Genomic DNA, 17522 nt, shown 5'->3' on the forward strand with positions numbered 1-17522 from the left:
TTCGCCCGGACACGGACACGGACACGGACACGGGGGAGGCGGACGCGGAATGGGCAGGGTGACCGGTTCGGCGCGCACCGCCGGGTGCGAGTGGCTGCAGTACGACTACGGTCCCGCCCTGGTCCCGGACGGGGAGCCGGGATCGTTCACGATGTGGCGGTACCGGGCGCTGCTGCCCGTGGCCGAGGGGCCGGTGCGCTACCCGTTGCCCGTCGGCGGCACGCCCCTGCTCGCGGTCCCGGCCCTGCGAGGCGCGCTGGGCGTCGCGGGCCTGTGGGTCAAGGACGAGACCCGTGGCCCGACGGCGTCCAACAAGGACCGGGCCACGGCGCTGGTGATCGAGGACGGGCTGCGGCACGGCCGGGACACCATCACGACGGCCTCCACGGGCAACGCCGCGGTGGCCACGGCCTTCGGGGCGGCCGCCGCCGGAATGCGCGCCGTCATCTTCGTCTCGACCGACTGCCAGGAGGAGAAGCTCGCGCTGATGACCCAGGCGGGGGCCTGGGTGTTCCAGGTCCCCGATGGCTACGCCGCCGCCGTGGACCTCTCGCGTGCAGCCGTCGAGGAGTTCGGCTGGGTGGACCGGAACACCGGGGTGAACCCGCTGACGACGGAGGCGAAGAAGACCGTCGCGCTGGAGGTCTGGGAGCAGCTCGGCCGGCGCATGCCGGACGTGATGGTCGCCCCGGTGGGTGACGGCCCCACGCTCGTGGCGCTCGCCAAGGGCTTCGACGAGCTCGTCGCCTGCGGCGTCGCCGCCCGGACGCCCCGTCTGGTGGGTGTGCAGGCCGCGGCGTGCCAACCGCTGGTGCGCGCGTGGTCGGGCACCGATCCGGGTCCCGGTGAACTGGATGCGGGGGCGACCGTCGCCGACGGGATCGCCGTGCTGCGGCCGGCTATCGGTGAGGCGGTGCTCCAGGCCATCCGCTCCAGCGACGGGACCATGGTCGCGGTGAGCGACGCGGAACTGCTGGCGGCCGTCGGCCTGCTGGCCGCCACGGCCGGCGTCGGTGCGGAACCGGCCGGGGCCGCCTCCGTGGCCGGCCTGCGGGGTGCCCTGCGCGAGGGCGTGGTGCAGCCCGGGGAGACCGTCGTGGTGCTGGTCACCGGACGTGAGGTCAAGGCGTCCGGGTCCCCGTCCCGGGACCGGGTGACCGTGGCCCGCCGGCTGGACGACGTGCGGACGGCCCTCGCGGACGCCCCCCGGTGAGGGCCGGGCAGCCGACCCACCCGCATCGGCGGCCCGGTGCCCGGTCCCCGGGGGTGAGCGGACCAGACGGTGGTCCTCACAGGGTGGCCAATCGCACCGGACCCGGCTGGGCCGGACGGTCGGCTCGCGTGGCGGTCTGGTCGTGCACCCGCACGTGGGTCAGGGCCAGCCGGGTCAGGGGGACCTCCACGCCGTACCGCTCCGCCGTGGCCACGAACTCCCCGAGCAGGTGTTCCCCCTCGTGCGAGAACCCGGCGGTCAGGTCCCGGTAGAGGGAGGAGGTGAACACGGACCCGGGTTCGGTGAACATCTCCAGGCTCGCCGCGTGCGCGGCGTCCGAGACGGGGTATCCGGCCGCCGCGGCGACCCGTTCGGTCTGGTCGATGACCTCCAGGACGAACTCCCTGCCGCCGGGGGTGGCCAGGATGGCGCCGATGGTGCCACGCATCAGGCACGTGGTGGTCCCCCCGGCCACGATGAAGGCCCACTTGTGCCACATCGCGGCCAGGATGTCCTCGTCCAGGACCAGGTCGTACCCCGGTACCGACAGTTCCTGCTGGATGCGGGCCGCGCGGTCCGTGCCTCGCCGGTCCTGTTCGCCGAAGATCATCGTGGCGTGCGGTTTCAGCTGGAAGACCGCACCCTCCGGGGTGACCGTGGTGACCACGCGGACGATCCCGCCCAGCACGGCACCGCGGCCGAAGCGGGCGTTGACCCGCTCCAGGTGGGCCATGCCGTTGAGCAGCGGCAGGATGGCGGTGTCCGGTCCCACGGCCGGGGCGATGTCCTCCATGGCCTGCTCCAGGGCCCAGGCCTTGGTCATGAGCAGGATCAGGTCGTAGGGACCGTCCAGCTCGCGGGCCGTGACGGCCCGGACGGGAATCGTCTCGTCGTACCCCGGCCCGTAGACGCGGAGGCCCTGGCGCAACTGCTCGGCGCGGGGTGGACGGACCAGGAACGTGATGTCACGTCCGGCCTGGACCAGACGGGTCCCGAAGTACCCGCCGGTGGCTCCGGCTCCCACAATCAGAGTCTTCATGGTCATCTTTCCTCGTGTCGTGCGGATGGGTGTGAGGGACGGGCTGTTCATCGGGCTGATCCCCGGTGTTGCTCCGGTGCGGCTGTCCGGTCCCCGTCCGGGGACGGAGCCTCCAGCGGGGGGACGCTGGGCGAGGGCTTCGCCCACCCCTCCCGCACGCGCCGCCGGGTCCAGTCGCTGGACTCGGAGATGATCGCCTCCAGGGGGCCCTTGCCCAGGGAGCTGCGCCACATCAGCGCGAACAGCATGAAGGAGATGACCTGGATCCACAGGTTCACGACCGGCTGGTCCTCCGGCAGGATCTCGAGCATCATGACGATGCAGTGGGCCGAGTAGAGGGTCAGCGTCATCGCACCGATCGCGGTGAAGGGCGTGAAGACCCTGCCCCCGCCGCGGGTGATGAGCAGGGCGAAGCCCAGCACGGCCATGGCCGCCCCCAGCGTGTGGAGCGTGCTCAGCGGGGTCTCGGAGTAGGGCGCGACGGTGGCCAGCCACCACCAGGACGAATCCGGCAGCAGGGTCGTCTCCGGACCGAAGGTCAGCACCTCGGCGATCTCGTCCGCATCGAGTTCCGGAGTCGCCCCGATCAGGCGCTGCAGGCCGCCGACGGGGCCGAGCAGGAACATCGACAGGGCCCAGGCCGCGGCGGCCAGCGCCGAGCCCCAGCCCAGGAGCCTGAGCGCCAGCGTGCGGGACGTCAGTGCCTGCCGTCCGATGACCATGCCCACGCAGAGGTAGACCATCCACATGGCCGCCGGGTAGAAGCCGGTCACCACCATGTCCGAGAGGAACGGCAGCGGTTGCTGGGCTGCGGTGACCAGCGTGTAGTCGGCGTCCGGATCGGCCTGTTCCGGGATGAGGCCGTGGAGATTGAGCAGTTGCCTCAGGATGGGCCCGAGGACGACGAAGACGGCCGCGGCCACGAGCAGCACGCGCGATGACCGGCCGTAGAACGGCAGGGCCAGCAGGAACAGGACACCGAAGTAGGGGATGATCGTGGCGATCGGCGTGTCCAGGTGCCCCAGCATCAGGCCGGCCAGCAGGATCAGCAGTCCACGGACGACCAGGGCCGCCCGGTCGGCCGCCAGGGCGCGGCCCGAGAAGTCCCCGCGGGACCGCTTCTCCACGAACGCGATGGAGACCCCGGCAAGCAGGGCGAACAGGGCTGCGCCACGCCCGCCGGCGATGCCGAAGGCCAGGCTCATGCCGCCCTCCCGGTTCTCCTCCGGGAGGACGTGGACGGAGACCATGCCGATCAGGGCAAGCGCCCGGGCCACGTCGACGCCCAGGGCACGCCGTGATGACGGCGGTACCGCCTCACGGGGAGTACGAGGTGCGGGTGCACTGGCCAGCGGATGTGGAGACATGGGATCGACCTTGCGGATTGAGGAGGTGGATGGGTGGTGTGGCCCCGTCAGCTGCGGCTGGACCTGCAGGAGCGGGACACCGTGTGCCTCCAAGAATGCGCGGGAGTCGGCTCAGAAGCGTCCGCCACGGGCGGTATCCCGGCGCTACAGAGTGTGGTGGATACCGAATGGACCGGGGCACGACGATCGGGCCATGCTTCCGACCGCAGTCGGTGTGCTCCGACCGGGATGCCGGCCATTCTGAGTGATGCCAGCCGCGGTATGTCGCTGTGAACCATCCCCTGGATCCACATGACCGGGCCGGTGATCAAGTCCAGCACCGGGCGCGGGGCGGTCGCAATCATGGCGATGCTGTGCGTTTTCTATGAGGTCCCCTGCGCGCCGCGTACGCAATGAACAGTACGAGGTCTACCGCATCGCAGGTATTCCCAAAGTACCGCTGCGGGAGGATCCTTTCTGGTGTCCTCGCAACCATCATTGACTGACATAGGGACAGTTCGAGCCCATCGGTGAGCCGAACTGCTGGGAAGAACGAATTGCAGAGGGGCAGTCTCATGCGAGCCAACCACCAGATCACCCATGCCTCCGGCGATCACGCGGGTGTGTTGCCTGTCCGGTACACCCGTGCCGCCGCCACCGTGGCGGCCGTCGAGACCACGGGGAGATAGGACCATGTTCTCCTTGTCGCAGATCCTCGGCGACGTGTCGGCAGCGCACCACCAGACCCCGGACGACTGGGCGCGGTCGGTCACCACCGTCGTGCGGGACGCCGCCATCTACCACGCGGCCAGGAACGGCTTCTACCGTGCCCAGTGCGACGCCGTGGGGGTGGACCCCGCCGCGCTGCACGAACTCGAGGACCTTCAGCGCCTGCCCCTGTTGCCCGTCAGCCTGTTCAAGCGGGCCGATGCCCGCGTCCTGCTCACCTGCCCCCTGTCCAAGGTCGAGACCGAGGCCCGGTCCACGGGGACCAGCGGGGTGTCCTCGGTCGTGCGCCGCGACGCCGAGACGGTGACCCGTGCACTGATCGGGCTGACCGGCACGTACCGGGAATTCTTTGGCCTGTCCGGGGGAGCGGGACTCTTCCTGAGCCCGTCCTCCGCCGACGCCCCGGAGAACGGCATGGCCAAGGTCTTCAACATCCTCAACGGCATCCTCGACGACCACGCCTACCTCGTCAGTGACAACGTCTTCGATCCCGCCGACGCCCTGGAGTACCTGCGGAAGTGGAAGGGCCTGATGACCCGGCACATCATCGGGCCCCCGTTCCTCGTGCGTCGGTTCCTGCGCTTCCTCGAGCTCGAGGGAATCAACGTCTTCCTGGACCCCTACAGCATGGTCATCACCCTGGGTGGCTGGAAGCGCTACCCGGGTGAGGCCGTCTCCGCCGAGGACTTCCGGGACGAATGCCATCACCGGCTGGGCGTCAGCCGGGAGAACGTCCGGGACATGTACGGACTGATCGAGTCGGACCTGCTCGCGGTCGAGTGCCACCTGCATCGCAAGCACGTGCCACCGTGGTGCTTTGTGTCCATCCGGGACGTCCACGACGTCACCAGGGAGGTCGCCGCCGGGCAGACCGGCATGATCGCCGTCCTGGACGCCGTCAACACCAGTTATCCGGGCTTCCTCCTCACCGACGACGTGGGGGAGGTCGAGACCGGCACCTGTGCCTGCGGCCGGACCGGGCAGGTCATCACCTTCCGCCACCGGAGGCAGGGGGGTGAACTCGACCGCAGCGCCGTGAGCATCGAGCGGTACATGGGTTCGGGCCGGTACGCCTCGGCCCAACCCGCATGAGTGCAGCACCGCCAGTCCCTGGAAGGGCGGTCGGGACGGAAGATCATGAGTTCAGTCGAGACCGGTAAGCCGTTCCGGCGATGATGGGCACGGGGCGCCGGCCGTGGGGCCCCCTCGGGGCCCGGAGCGCGGTCCGTCAGGCCGGGGGTGATGCGCGATGATCTCGCCCATCGTCTCCGGCCGGGACGTGAAGATCGCCCTCGGGGCGGTGGCCCTGGACACGCTGCTGTTCACGGGGGTGCCCTACGCCGGATGGTCCGCGCTCGGACCACCGTCCGTGACGGTGGTCGTGCTGAATCTCGCGATGGTGCCCGTCCTGTTCCTCCGGCGGCGCGCACCGGTCCTGATCTGCCTGATCCTGTGCGGTTACGCCGCCGCCCTGACCCTGACGGTGGGGTCACGCCCCCTGGCCAGTCTCCTGGTGGCCGTCTTCACCGCCGCGGCGCTGCGCCCGGCCCGGTACAGCGGCTGGTGCCTCGCGGCCATCCTGGGCACCCATGCCGTCAACCTGTCCTACCAGGCCTCCCTGGCCACGAGGGAGGGGAACCCGTGGACGACCGTCCTGGTCGTCGGCGTCGCCCTGGTGGTCTTCGACCTCGCAGCCTGGTTCCTGGGGCGCTGGGCCGCCGAGTCCCGGCGCCGGTCCCGTGAGCTCGTCAGGACGAGTGAGGCCAGGGCCGCGAAGGCCGTCGCGGACGAGAGGCTGCGGATCGCCCGGGAACTGCACGACATCGTGGCCCACGCGGTCACCGTGATGGTCCTGCAGGCCTCCGGCGCCCGGCGGCTGCTGGTCAAGGACCCCGTCTCGGCCGAGACGGCGCTCGCCTCCGTGGAGGAGGTCGGCAAGCAGGCGATGGCCGAGCTGCGCCGCCTGCTCCAGGTGCTCCGCACCGTGGGCAGCACGGATGAGGAGGCGCTCGAGGCCGGGATGATCGCCGGCCTCGAGGACCTCGATCCCCTCGTCGAGCAGACCAGGGCCGCCGGGGTCACCGTCGATCTCTCGACCTCGGGCCTGGAGGGGCGGCTCCACTCCAGCGTCGAACTGAGCGTGTACCGGGTCGTTCAGGAGGCCCTGACCAACGTGGTCCGCCATGCCGGGCCGGGCACGCGCGTCCGCGTGAGCGTGGCCCGCGTGGATGACACCGTCACGGTCGAGGTGACCGACGACGGTTCCGGCACCGTCAGCAGCGTGGCCCAGGAGCTGACCAGCGGGTATGGCCTGGCCGGACTCCACGAGCGGATCAAGCTCATGGGCGGGGAGATCCACACCGGGCCGGTGGACGGCGGCGGTTACCGGGTCCGCGCCACCCTGCCGGCGGTGACACCATGATCCGCGTCCTGCTCGCCGACGACGAACCCCTGGTCCGGACCGGTATCGCCATGATCCTCGGAGCCGAGGACGACATCGAGGTCGTGGACGTCGTGGGCGATGGCCGTGCGGCCGTGCTGCGCGCCCGCCAGACCGCACCGGACGTCGTCGTGATGGACGTCCGCATGCCGGTGATGGACGGGGTCGAGGCGACGCGGCGGATCCTCGACGAACAGGAGGCCGGTGCGCCGCAGCCGGGGGTCCTGGTGCTGTCGACCTTCCATGTGGACGAGGCCGTGCACGGTGCCCTGCGCGCCGGTGCCTCCGGTTTCGTCCTCAAGGACGCGGCGCCGGACGAGCTGGTCGCGGCCGTCCATGCCGTCGCCCGCGGAGACGCCTGGCTCGCCCCCGCGGTCGCCAAGCGACTGCTGGCGGAGTTCAAGGGACGGCCGGAGTCGCTGCTGCCGCGCGGCGACCTCATGGGCCGCCTCACCCATCGCGAACGGGAGGTGCTCATCCTCCTCGCCCACGGCCTGGGCAGCAGGGCGATGGCCGAGCACCTGTTCCTCAGTGAGGCGACCGTCAAGACCCACCTGAACCGGATCCTGACGAAGCTCGGCGTGCACGACCGGGCCGGAGCGGTGGCCGTGGCCTACCGCGAGGGACTGGTGGGCCCCAACGATCCGATGCCGCCACGACCGTGACCACACCGAGACGGGCCCGCGGACGGGCATGTGTTCCGGGTCACGGGGCGAACTGCTACCCTCTGCCCAGGCATCGTGGAACCTCTTGGCCCAGGGACGGGGCAACAGTGAGAAGCTTGCTCGTCAACAATGGATCCGTGCCAGCGTCGGCTGAATGCTTCGCCGGGGGACGGGCGCGTGTCCCACTGGTCCGGGTGCTTCTCGGCATCGTCGCCCTGGTGTGCCTGACGGCGGCCGGAAGCCCCGCCCCGTCCGCGTCGGCCGAGCTCCACAGCGGCACGGAGGGGACTAAGGCCGCCCTCGTCCGCGTCGAACTCAGTGCCGTGGCCGAGATCGTCCACATCGACCACTCCTCCGGTGAGGTGGAGATCGCCCGCGGCCGGACCACCGTGCCCCTGGGGGCCGGGACGGGCGTGCTGGTGTCCGCGGACGGCGTCGTGGCCACCACGTGGGAGAACATCCGCGTGGACGCGGACCAGGTGGCCGTCTACGCCGCCAATGAGCTGTTCGCCGACGTCATCGGCGTCGCCATCGTCGGCAACGACGGCGACCCGGCCAAGCGGGGTTCCACCCCGGATCCGTACTGGGGTCCGCACCTGCAGCACTGCTACGACCAGGTCACGCACTGCGTGCACTTCCGGGTACCGCAGTACCACGTGCGCACCTACACGACGGAGCCCGGTGGCGTCATGGCCGAACTGCTCAACTCCCCGTCCGGGCCCGGGGACGTGGCCCTGCTGCGGATCAGCGGCGGCGGGGGTGCGCCCACCGCCACGGTCGCGGCAGCGGACGCGGCCCCCGGTGCGGACGACCTCCTGCTCGGCTTCACGCGCCGGCCTGGACCGGAGCACGGACCGGTGCAGCTCCCGGTGACGCTGGACGCCGCCACTGACGTGATCAGCTCCCCGGAGGACCTGACCGGGCCGTTCGGCGCAGGCGTGTCCGGCGGACCCGTCGTCGACCCCTCGACCGGGCAGGTCATCGGACTGGCCGGGCCGCCCCAGGACGGCGGATCGGCGACGCTCGTGACCGCCGCTCAGATCCGGGCGGCCATGGACGAGGCCGGTGTGGAACCGTCCTCGTCGAAGTTCGACGTGGTGTTCCGCCGGGGGATCGATCATCTGGCCTCGGGCAACCCCGGCAGATCGGCCCAGGGTGCCCTCGAGGAGTCCCTGACGTACTACGATTCCGCGCTGGCGACGAGCCATCTCCACCAGGCCCAGGCGTCGGAGCCCACCGACAGCGCCGACGCGGCGGCAGCCGCCGGGCCGGGGGAGGAGACGGGAGGCCTGCGGTGGGGTGCCTTCCTGGCCATCCTGATCGGCGCCCTGCTCGTGGCGGGCATCGTCGCGGCCCTCGTCCTGGGGCGACGCCGGACGCCCGCGACCGCCGGTGCCGACAGCCGGCCTCCGGAGACCGGCCGCTGGCGCTCCGTCCCCGCGTCCGTGGCGTCAGTCCTCCCGGCGAGGTGGCGGGGCGACACGCACCCGGACCCCGCCCCTCGGCACTCCCGGTCGGCCGATGCGCCGGCACCGCCGGATGCGGCGCCGGACCACGGCGACGACGCTACCGTCGACGCACGGACCGGCCCCGCCCCGGACGGGTTCGACGGTCGACGGTTCTGCGCCCAGTGTGGCGCGGCGGTGGGCCCGGGAGCGCGATTCTGCACCGGTTGCGGTCACCCGGTCGGCTGATCCGTGGACAGCCCGAGGAATTCCCTGGGACCGGGGGCGGAGGTCGCGGGGTACCGCGTCCAGTCACTGATCGCCCGGGGCAGCAGGGGCGTCGTCTACCGGGCCCTGGACGTCGAGCACGACCGTCCGGTGGCCCTCAGGCTCCTCGCCCCGGAACTCTCGGCCGATCACGAGTTCAGCCGGCGGTTCGACCGCGAGTCCCGGCTCGTGGCCTCCATGGACCACCCGAACATCCTGCCCGTGTACGGGACCGGGGAATGGTCGGGGCTGCTGTACGCCGCCATGCACCACGTCCGCGGGACGGACCTCCAGTCCGAGCTCGACCGGCGCGGCCCCCTCCCGCTGCCAGAGGCACTGCGCATCCTGACCGAGACGGCCGCCGCCCTGGACGCCGCCCATGAGGCCGGGGTGATCCACCGCGACGTCCGGCCCGGCAACATCCTGCTGTCCGAGGATCCCCTCCCCGCCGACGGCGCGGACGGCCACCGCCACGTCTACCTGGCCGGCTTCGGCCTGGGCAGGCCGATGGCGATCGCCAGCGGGGCCGCCACCCCGGCCCAGGTCCCCGGCACCGTGGACTACCTCGCACCCGAGCAGATCCGCGGTGGGGACGTCGACGGCCGGGCGGACGTGTACGCGTTGGCGTGCGTGGCGTTCGCACTGCTCACCGGTCGCCCGCCGTTCGACGAAGCGGACGGGGAGGGGGACGAGGAGGCACGGCTCCGGGCCCACCTGGCCGGGAAGCCACCACGGCTCGCCGGCGAACGCCCCGACGTCCCGGCCGTCGTCGAGTCCGCGATCCTCCGGGGCATGGCGAGGGACCGGGCGGACCGGCCCCCCTCCTGCGGTGCGCTGGTCGGCCTGATGTCCGGGGCCCCGGCCACCGACGCCGGGCGCGTCCCGCCACCCCCACCGGACGCCACCACCGAGCCGGCCGGTGACGGACCGGCGCACGGTGGCGATGACGACGTCCGCGCCGAGCCCGGACGGCCGGCGGACACCGGAGGCGGTCCGGGGCCCGGTCCCCGCCCGGACCAGCACGGAGGCTCCCGGCACCGCGCGGTGCCCCGGGTGGGAGGACGCACCCGCCGGATGATCGTGCTGGGCGCGGTGCTCCTCCTGCTCCTTGGCCTCGGCCTGGTGCTGGCCCGGTGGTCACCGGGGGAGAAGTACGTGCCCTTCCGTGCGGAGGGAGTGCCCTACACCCTCGATGTCCCGGAGAGCTGGACCGCCCGCACCCACCAGGCCGGGGACAGCACGGTCAGCGTGCTGTCCCCGGCGGACCTCACCGCCTTCTTCGCCGATGACCCGGAGGCGCCTGCGGCCGTGGGCCGCACCGCGGCCGACGACCCGTCCGGTGTCGTCGGCCTGGCCATCTACCACCGTCCCACCGGGCTGGAGGGTCAGTCCCCGGCCGCCCGGGTCGATGCGGCGGAGGCCCTCCTGCCCGGCCGGGAGGCGTATCTGGTCCACCGCGGGGAGGCCACCGTCGGGGACCTGACGGGGCAGGTCATGGAGGGATCCGTGCAATTGCCCACCGCCACCCTGCAGGTCCGGGTCCTGGTCGTCGAGGCGGACCCCGCCCAGTTGCTGGTGTTCTTCGCCCCCTCGCCGCTCTTCCACGAGCGTGCGGAGGTCTTCGACGAGGTCACCGCATCTCTGCGCCGGACCGGCTGACCGCCCGGCCCCGGGGTCACTGGGTCTGGCAGGTGGCCAGGCTCAATTCCTCCAGGACGGACAGCACCGCGGTGCCCGGTCGGTCCAGGGCGGTCTGCATGCCGCTCAGCGCCTTCCGGAGGGCGGCGGCCGGCCGGGTGGACCCCTGCGCGTTGGCGTACCGCAGCAGGTGCTCCACCAGGCTGATGCGCTCCAGGGTGCGGTCCTCACTCGGGCCGTTCAGGGTGTCCTCGACGGCGAGCACCGCCAACCGGGTGGCGACCGCGGCCAGGGTGCCGTACGAGGCACCGCGGCTCGTGAACGTCTCCTCGACCCGGCGGCCGGTGGCGGTGGTGACCACCGCGGTGCCGGTGGCCGGGGAACTGGTGGTCGAGACGATGGTCATGGTCTTCCCTCGTGGTCTGCTGAGTTCGTGCGGGTGCGGGTGCGGGTGCGGGTGCGGGTGCGGGTGCGGGTGCGGTGGCCGGATATCCGGCGGGGTGCGGGATCCGGCCGTGGCGTGGACCCCGCACCCGGTGGCGTGCCGGTCTGGCTGCCTGCCTAGTCCCAGTACCTCACGACCTTGTACTTGAGCTCGTAGTGCGCACCGTGGTCGTCGAACGTCGCGTACTGCCATCCCTCGTCGTAGTCGTGCTTCTCGATCCAGACGTGTCCGAGGTAGTCGTCCTCGTCGTCGTGGTGTCCGTGGTCCTCGTCCCAGAGGCTGAGCTTGAAATCGTGGTCGACGTCCGCCCAGGCGCCGTCGAACCCGTAGTGGTCCCCCTCGTCCATGTCCTCGGGGCCCCAGACGGTGTGGTGACCGAACTTCATGTAGACCTCGTCGTAACCCTTGTGGTCCTCGTTGTCGTGGCAGTCGAGGTAGTCGAAGACCACTCGGTAATGCCACTCGCCGTCCGAAGAGCCGTCCGCGCCGGCGGTGCTCGCCGTCGCGGCCGGAACCCCGGCGAGGAGGGCGGATGCCGCGAAGGCCGTGCCCGCGAGGGTGGCACCGATCTTTCGGTTGAGAGGCGACATGGTGGTGATCCTTTTCCTCAAGGGGCGTTCCGCCGATCGGAACCCTGGATGCCCTGTGTCATCAATGGTGGTCCGATCGGCCGGGGAAAGCGTCGGCTCGAAAAGGTATTTCCCGGCTACCGCAGACGGTGTACCCGGGGTCCTCCCCGGGGTGACGGCGCAGACGCCCACGCCTTGCCGCGCCGCGGAAACGGGCGGAGCATGGACGCCATGGACTGGGGGTCGGGCCGCGGCCGGTGGGGGCCGTCGTCTCATCAGGGGTTCTGCCGGACGACGACGGCGCGTGCCGTTCGCCGCGCGGGACACCGCGTCCCGGGAGCGCTCTGATGTCCCGCGTGTTCCTGAGCCACTCGAGCCGCAATTCCGCGGAGGCGGTGGCCCTGAAACGCTGGCTCGTGGAGCAGGACCCCGGGCTCGCCGACGAGATCTTCCTGGACCTCGACCGCGACACGGGCATCGCCCCCGGCGAGCGGTGGAAGCGGGCGCTGCGCCAGGCCAATGAGCGGTGTGAGGTCGTGCTCTGCCTGCTCTCCGCCCACTGGCAGAACTCGAGCGAGAGCCTGGCCGAGTACCGGACGGCCGAGACCCTGGGCAAGCTGATCCTGTGCGCCCGGCTCGAACCCCTGGACACGGCGGGGATCACGGGGGAGTGGCAGCACTGCGACCTGTTCGGCGATGGCCCGGCCACCGAGATCCCCGTGGACGAGGCGGGCCGGTCCGTGTGCTTCCAGACGGACGGGCTCCGGCGGCTCTACCGGGGGTTGCGCCGGGCCGGCATCGGCGCGGACCAGTTCGCCTGGCCCCCGCCGGACGATCCGGAGCGGGCCTGCTACCGGGGGTGGGAGCCGCTGGACGAGTCCGACGCGGCCGTGTTCTTCGGCCGGGACGCACAGATCATCCGGGGCATGGACGCGCTGCGGGGCATGCGGGCCTCCGGGATCGAGTCGCTGTTCGTGGTGCTGGGCCCCTCCGGGGTGGGCAAGTCCTCCTTCCTGCGCGCGGGACTGCTGCCGCGGATCCGGCGCGACGACCGGCACTTCCTGGTGGCCGGCATCGTGCGCCCCGGCCGGGACGCTCTCACCGGGGACCGGGGCCTCGCCCGGTCAATCCATCACCTGCGCATCGGCCTGGGCCTGAACCATCCCGCCCTGGGTGACATCAAGGAGGCCTGTCTGCGCGCGGACGCGGCCTTCCTGACCGGACTGCTCGCGGAGGCCCGGCAGACCGCGGGCCAACGCCTCCTCGACGAGTCGGAGCAGACGCCCCTGCCCACGGTGGTCCTGCCCCTGGACCAGGCGGAGGAACTGTTCAGCGCGGACGCCGGTCCCCAGGCCCCGCGGTTCCTCTCGCTGCTGGCCCAGTTGCTGGGCCCCGGGGACGGGGCCGCACGCGGGATGGTGGCGGCCTGCACGATCCGCACCGACTTCTTCGGGTCGTTGCAGGACGCTCCCCAGCTGTCGGACCTGAAGAGCGTGGTCTTCGATGAGCTGCGGCCCATGCCCCCCGCCCATTTCCGGGAGGTCATCCTGGGGCCGGCGGCGCGCTCCACCGCGGCCGGGCGGGCGTTGGTTGTCCAGGCCGACCTCGTCGAACGGCTGCAGAGCGACAGCTCACACGGTGCGGACAGCCTGCCCCTGCTCTCCCTCACCCTCGCCCGACTGTACGAGGACTACGGGGACACCGGTCAGCTCACCCTGGACGGATACGAGGCGATGGGTGGGATGGGCCGGGTGGTCCAGACCCAGGTCGACGCGGTGCTGGCGCGGGACCCCGTGGTGCGGAAGTCGCAGCTCCATCGACTGCGGTCGGCCTTCATCCCCTGGCTGGCCACCATCAATCCGGACAACGACCAGCCCGTGCGGCGGGTGGCACGGCTCTCCGACCTGCCCGCGGACGCCCGCCCGGAGATCGACGCCCTGGTGGCCACCCGGTTGCTGGTCCAGGACGAACGCGACGGCGAGGTCTTCGTCGAGGTGGCGCTGGAGAGCCTGCTGCGCCAATGGGGGGAGCTGGCCGGATGGCTGGAGGCGGAGCGGGGGGACCTCAAGGAGGCGGACAACCTCGAGCGGGCCGCCGCCGCCTGGGAACAGAACCAGCGCAATCCCTCGTGGCTGCTGGAGGGCGAACGCCTCGAGCGGGCCGAGTCCATGGTGGCGAAACCGGGCTTCCGGGATCGTCTGTCCCACACGATGGACTTCCTGTTCGCGTCCCGGGCCCGGGAGTACCAGCGGATGGCGCAGGAGGAGCGCCACAAGGCCGCCGAGCTCCACGCGGCGCGGGAGAAGCAGGAGGTGGCGGAGGCCCATGCCGCGACCCTGCGTCGCAGGTCGCGCATCCTGAGGGCGGTCCTGGCGGGGACCGCCGTCGTCGCCCTGGCCGCCGTCATCGGTTTCGTGCTGGCCGTCGCCGCGATGCGCGAGGCCTCCGACCGGGCGCGAGAGACCACGGCGCTCATGCTGGCGGCCGAGGGCCAGGCGCGGCTGGCCGGTGCCAGGCCGGGGGGTGAGCTGCTGGGCATGCAGCAGATGCTGGCGTCGCGGGCCCTGATGCCGACCACCGAGGGGGACCGGGCCCTGGCCAGCTCCGTGGTGGTCCAGCACGACGTGTACAAGATGATCCCCGTGGGGTCCCCGGTGCGGGACGTGGCGTACGCCCCGGACGGGCGCCTCGTCGCCTCGGGTGATGACGGCGGAGCCGTGCGGCTGTGGGATGCCGGGACTGGCCAGCCGGCCGGAGAACCACTGCTGGGACACGCGGGAGTTGTCCGGGCGGTGGCCTTCAGTCCAGATGGGCGGCGCCTCGCCTCGGCCGGCGACGACGGCACGGTCCGGTTGTGGGACACCGGGACCGGCCAGCCGGTGGGAGGCCCCCTGACCGGCCATGGCCAGCCCGTGCGGGCGGTCGCGTTCAGCCCGGACGGGCGGCGCCTCGCCTCCGGTGGCGCGGACGGTTCCGTGCGGTTGTGGGACGCGGGCTCCGCGCGACCGCTCGGTGAACCGATGATCGGCCAGGGTCCGGTGAACGCTGTGGCGATCAGCCCGGCGGGCCGGCTGATCGCCACCGGTGGGGACGATGGCGCCGTGCGGTTGTGGAACGCGTCCACCGGCCAGCCGGTCGCCGCCCCGATGACCGGGCACGCCGGGGCCGTGCACGCGGTGGCCTTCGACCCGGCCGGTGAACGGATCGCCTCGGCGGGGCACGACCGGACCGTGCGGTTGTGGGACGCGGATTCCGCCCGGCCGGTGGGAGCACCGCTGACCGGGCACAAGAACTGGGTCTCCGACGTGGCCTTCAGCCCCGACGGCCAGCGACTGGTCTCGGCGAGCGCCGACTACAACCTGCTGCTCTGGGACCCGGCGGCGGGCCAGTCGATCGGTGATCCGCTGACGGGGCACGGACACGAGGTGTTCAGCGCGGCGTTCAGCCCGGACGGTGAGCGGATCGTGTCCGGCATGGGGGACGGGACGGTCCGCGTGTGGGACGCGCGGGCGCCCGTGCCGATGCTGCACGGGTTGTGGGTCCTCGACCTGGACGTCAGTGACGACGGGGCCCTGATCGCCTCCACCGGCGTGGACAAGATCGTCCGGCTCTGGGACACCGGCACTGAACAGCCCGTGGGCGGATCACTGGCCGGACACCAGGACGTCGTGCACGGGGTCGCGTTCTCCCCGGACGGGACCCTGATCGCCACGGCCAGCGCGGACCGGACGGTGCGGTTGTGGGACGTGGCCACCCGCCGCCAGCTGGGCCCCGCGCTGGCGGGGCACGACGGGGCGGTGCTGGACGTGGCGTTCTCCCCGGACGGGACCCTGATCGCCACGGCGGGGGCGGACCAGACGGTGCGGCTCTGGGACGTGGCGGCGCGTCGGCAACGGGGGCCTGCGCTGGCCGGCCACGAGGGCGCGGTGAACGCGGTGGCGTTCTCCCCGGACGGGGCCCTGGCCGCCTCGGCCGGTGCGGACGGGACGGTGCGATTGTGGGAGGTCGAGACGGGACGGGCGGCGGCGGAGCCGTTGTCCGGGCACGGGGAGGCGGTCCTGGACGTGGCGTTCTCCCCGGACGGGGCCCTGATCGCCTCGGGGGGAGAGGACAAGATGGTGCGCCTGTGGGACGCCCGGAGCCGTCGGCAGCAGGGCCCCGGGCTGGCCGGGCACGAGGCCGCCGTGCGGTCCGTGGCCTTCAGCCCGGACAGCCGCCGGGTGGCCTCCGGCGGGGACGACTGGCAGGTGCGGCTGTGGGATGCCGGGACCGGTGCGGCGATCGGCAACCCGCTCATCGGCCACTGGGACGTGGTGGACGGTCTCGCGTTCACCCCGGACAACGCCACGGTGGTCTCGGGGAGCTGGGACCGCACCGTGCGCACCTGGCCCGTGCCGCCGGACGCCCCCGGGGCGCTGTGCTCGAAGCTGACCCAGAACCTGAGCCGGGACCAGTGGCTGGAGTCGGTCTCCCCGGACGTCGACTATGTCGCCACCTGCCCGGACCTGCCCGTGCCGGACCCGGCGGGCGAGGCGTCGGAGGAGGCCGGGGGATGACGGTCCGGGAGCTGAGCCGGGACGACCACTTCCGCAACGACGGCAGGCCGAAGCGCATCCTGACCCTCGACGGCGGTGGGCTGAGGGGCGTGCTGAGCCTGGGGATCCTGGAGCGGATCGAGGACCTGCTCCGGGAACGCCACGGTGCGGGCCCGGAGTTCCGGCTGTGCCACTACTTCGACCTGATGGCCGGGACCTCCACCGGCGCGATCATCGCGGCCGCCCTGGCCCAGGGCTGGAGCGTGGCCCAATTGCGCGAGAGGTACCTGGCCCTGGGCAGACGGCTGTTCAACAGGAGCCTGCTCCGGGAGGGCCTCCTCCGGGCGAGGTATGACAAGCGGATCCTGAACTCCGAGCTCAAGGAGCTGCTGGGCGCGGACACGACGTTGGGCAGCCCGAGGCTGCTGACCGGCCTGCTGGTGGTCACGAAGCGCCTGGACACCGGCAGCGTCTGGCCCCTGGGCAACAACCCCCGGGGCAAGTACTTCAGCACGGAGTCCGAGGGAAGCGCCCGGAACGCCGACTACCTGCTGTGGCAGGTGGTGCGCGCCTCGACGGCCGCCCCGTCCTACTTCGAGCCGGAGACCATCACGATCTCGAGCGCGGCAGGCAGCAGGCCCGTGGTGGGCACCTTCGTCGACGGGGGCGCCAGTCCCTACAACGACCCGTCCCTGCTGGCCTTCGTGTACTGCACCCTGGAGGGATACCGCGTGGGCTGGCCCACGGGCGGCGACAGGCTGCTGCTCGTCTCGGTCGGGACCGGTTCCAGGGATCCCACGAGGAAGAGGTCGAGGCTCGCCGTCAACCATGCGCTCCAGGCGCTGTCCTCCGTCATGCAGGACTGCGCGGCGCAGCAGCGGGCACTGCTCCAGTGGATGTCCGACAGTCCCACCGCGGCAGTGATCGACCAGGAGCTCGGTGACCTGCGCGGCGACACCGTCCCGGGCGGTCCCCTCCTGAGCTACCTGCGCTACGACGTCGACCTGCGCCCGGACGGCGTCCTGGCCCTGGACGACTCGGCGGCCGCGACGGGCAGGATCGAGTCCCTGGGCCGGTTGGACGCGCCCGGGAACATGCCCCTGCTGCACCGGCTCGGCCTGCTGGCCGGGCAGCGCGACGTCGACCCCGGCCATTTCAGGCCGGTCTTCGACCTGGTCCCGGACCCCTGAG

12 protein-coding genes are annotated in these 17522 nt (G+C 72.1%); 8 read left to right on the plus strand and 4 right to left on the minus strand.

Annotation, left to right across the window (positions count from 1 at the left end; translation table 11 throughout):
- Positions 1-49: 49 nt before the first annotated feature.
- Positions 50-1213 (plus strand): pyridoxal-phosphate dependent enzyme, encoded by a 1164-nt coding sequence (locus Q0283_RS06490; RefSeq protein ID WP_183524160.1) that lies wholly within the window; start codon positions 50-52, stop codon positions 1211-1213.
- Positions 1214-1289: 76 nt separating this feature from the next.
- Here the strand turns inward: Q0283_RS06490 and Q0283_RS06495 are convergent, their stop codons facing one another.
- Together Q0283_RS06495 and Q0283_RS06500 are read right to left on the minus strand one after the other, a co-directional pair.
- Positions 1290-2258 carry a ketopantoate reductase family protein gene (locus tag Q0283_RS06495; RefSeq protein WP_298043858.1) on the minus strand — a complete coding sequence of 323 codons (969 nt, stop codon included), beginning with the start codon at positions 2256-2258 and terminating at the stop codon, positions 1290-1292.
- A 41-nt stretch (positions 2259-2299) separates the two neighbouring features.
- Complete coding sequence (locus Q0283_RS06500) at positions 2300-3619, minus strand: heparan-alpha-glucosaminide N-acetyltransferase domain-containing protein (RefSeq protein ID WP_183524163.1); 1320 nt, start codon at positions 3617-3619, stop codon at positions 2300-2302.
- Between the two features lie 672 nt (positions 3620-4291).
- On the opposite strand from Q0283_RS06500, the gene Q0283_RS06505 reads away from it, so the two are divergent.
- From Q0283_RS06505 to Q0283_RS06525, 5 genes are all read left to right on the plus strand, one after another.
- The gene (locus Q0283_RS06505) at positions 4292-5419 is read left to right on the plus strand and encodes an acyl-protein synthetase (protein WP_183524166.1); all 1128 of its coding nucleotides are present in this window, start codon (positions 4292-4294) and stop codon (positions 5417-5419) included.
- Between the two features lie 157 nt (positions 5420-5576).
- Positions 5577-6749, plus strand: a complete 1173-nt coding sequence (locus Q0283_RS06510; RefSeq protein ID WP_298043862.1) for a sensor histidine kinase — start codon at positions 5577-5579, stop codon at positions 6747-6749.
- Positions 6746-7432 carry a response regulator transcription factor gene (locus tag Q0283_RS06515; RefSeq protein ID WP_183524172.1) on the plus strand — a complete coding sequence of 229 codons (687 nt, stop codon included), beginning with the start codon at positions 6746-6748 and terminating at the stop codon, positions 7430-7432. Before Q0283_RS06510 ends, Q0283_RS06515 begins: the two co-directional genes overlap by 4 nt.
- Positions 7433-7626: 194 nt before the next feature.
- Complete coding sequence (locus tag Q0283_RS06520) at positions 7627-9126, plus strand: zinc ribbon domain-containing protein (RefSeq protein WP_298043864.1); 1500 nt, start codon at positions 7627-7629, stop codon at positions 9124-9126.
- A gap of 3 nt (positions 9127-9129) precedes the next feature.
- Complete coding sequence (locus tag Q0283_RS06525) at positions 9130-10803, plus strand: serine/threonine-protein kinase (protein ID WP_183524178.1); 1674 nt, start codon at positions 9130-9132, stop codon at positions 10801-10803.
- Between the two features lie 16 nt (positions 10804-10819).
- On the opposite strand, the gene Q0283_RS06530 is transcribed toward Q0283_RS06525, so the two are convergent.
- Both Q0283_RS06530 and Q0283_RS06535 read right to left on the minus strand, forming a co-directional pair.
- Positions 10820-11188, minus strand: coding sequence for a hypothetical protein (locus Q0283_RS06530; protein ID WP_183524180.1), 369 nt, complete (start codon positions 11186-11188; stop codon positions 10820-10822).
- Between the two features lie 155 nt (positions 11189-11343).
- On the minus strand, positions 11344-11817 hold the full coding sequence (locus tag Q0283_RS06535; RefSeq protein ID WP_183524183.1) for a hypothetical protein: 474 nt from the start codon (positions 11815-11817) through the stop codon (positions 11344-11346).
- Positions 11818-12143: 326 nt separating this feature from the next.
- Between Q0283_RS06535 and Q0283_RS06540 the strand changes: the two genes are divergently transcribed.
- Positions 12144-16352, plus strand: a complete 4209-nt coding sequence (locus Q0283_RS06540) for a TIR domain-containing protein (RefSeq protein WP_183524186.1) — start codon at positions 12144-12146, stop codon at positions 16350-16352.
- Positions 16349-17521, plus strand: coding sequence for a patatin-like phospholipase family protein (locus Q0283_RS06545; RefSeq protein ID WP_183524189.1), 1173 nt, complete (start codon positions 16349-16351; stop codon positions 17519-17521). Before Q0283_RS06540 ends, Q0283_RS06545 begins: the two co-directional genes overlap by 4 nt.
- Position 17522: the final 1 nt, after the last annotated feature.

Origin of the sequence: uncultured Citricoccus sp. (assembly GCF_937871995.1) — a bacterium.
Lineage (GTDB): Bacteria > Actinomycetota > Actinomycetes > Actinomycetales > Micrococcaceae > Citricoccus.